Genomic DNA, 1,487 nt, shown 5'->3' on the forward strand with positions numbered 1-1,487 from the left:
GGTCACCGCCGCCGCGCAGCGCTCGCGCCGCCTGGTCGCCGAGGCGCCGTTGGCCGAGCGGGCGTGCTGGCTGCACATGACCGCGCTGTACCGGGCTGGACGGGCAGCCGAGGCGTTGGCCGCCTACCGCGAGTACGCCGCTCGGCTCGACACGGATCTCGGCCTCGACGCCGGCCCCGAACTGCGCGACCTGCAGGGCGCGATCCTGCGCCAGGACCCGGACCTCGCCCATTGGCCCGCCGTGCGGGCGCCCGACCGCGCGGTGTCGGCCGCCCCCGGATTCGTCGACGCCGGCCGTGCCGTTTCCGGGATGGTTCAGCGTCGTGCCCTCGGGTCGGAGCCGTCGCCGGCCGTCGTCGCCGGTGCGTCCAGCGGTGATCTGGTGGGGCGGTCCCGGGAGGTCGCGGAGCTGGAGTCGGCCCTCGGTGAGGCGCTGGCCGGGGCGGCCAGGTGGGTGGTGCTCACCGGCCCGGCCGGCATCGGCAAGAGCAGACTGGCTGAGGAGGCCGCGGCCCGCTGGGACCTCGCGGGTGGAAGCGTGTCCCGGACCGGCTGCCCGGACGACGACGCCGTCCCGCCGTGGTGGCCGGTGCGCCAGCTGCTCCGCGATCTCGGGGCGGATCCGGACGATCTGCTCACTCCGCCGGACGGCGCCGACGCCGACGCGGCCAGGTTCGCCGTCTACGAACGGGTGCTCGCGACCCTCGCCGAGGCGACGCGGACCCGCCCGCTGCTGCTGATCACCGAGGACGTGCACTGGGCGGACGCCGCGTCACTGCGGCTGCTCACCCACCTCGCGGAGGCGGGCGACCTGCCGAGGCTCGCCGTCGTCGTCACCGCGCGTGACGTCGCCGGGCGCGGAGAGCTCGACCGGCTGCTGGCCGCCGCCGCTCGCCGGCGGGCCACGCGTAGTCTCGCCGTGCCCCCGCTGACCGAGGCCGAGGTGTCCGAGCTGGTCAGCCGGGTCAGCGGCACGCGGATCGCCCCCGGCGAGGCCGCGCAGCTCGCCGAGCGCACCGGCGGCAACCCGTTCTTCGTCTGCGAGTACGCCCGGCTGCCGGCAGAGGAGCGCGCCGGCGGCCAGGTGCCGGTGGCGGTGCGCTCGGTGCTCGGCCGCCGCCTCGCCGGCCTTGATTCGGCGGTGCTGCATGCGCTGCGGGCCGCCTCGATCATCGGCGACACCCTGGACATCGACCTGCTGGCCCGGGTGACCCGGCTCGACCTCGACGAGCTGGCCGATCTGCTGGACGACGCGGCGGACGAGCATGTCATCGTCCAGGCCGCCGGCACGGGCCGGTACATGTTCGCGCACGCCCTGCTGCGGGACGAGATCGTCAGCGGCATCTCCAGCCTGCGCCGCCAGCGGCTGCACCTGCGGGTCGCCGAAGCGCTGGGACCGGCCGTCGGCGGGGAGGCGTTGACCAGGCGCGCCGCGCATCTCGTCGCCGCCGCGCCGGTGGCCGCCACGTTCGGGTTGGTGAGCGTGG

General features: G+C 76.3%; 1 protein-coding gene. It reads left to right on the forward strand.

All coding sequences use genetic code 11. The annotated features are described in order from the left end of the window. Window positions 1-1,487: ATP-binding protein (locus MXD58_RS27385; protein ID WP_250610910.1), on the forward strand; the 1,487-nt coding region annotated here is incomplete at both ends.

This window comes from Frankia sp. AgKG'84/4, from assembly GCF_023242965.2.
Taxonomy (GTDB): domain Bacteria; phylum Actinomycetota; class Actinomycetes; order Frankiales; family Frankiaceae; genus Frankia.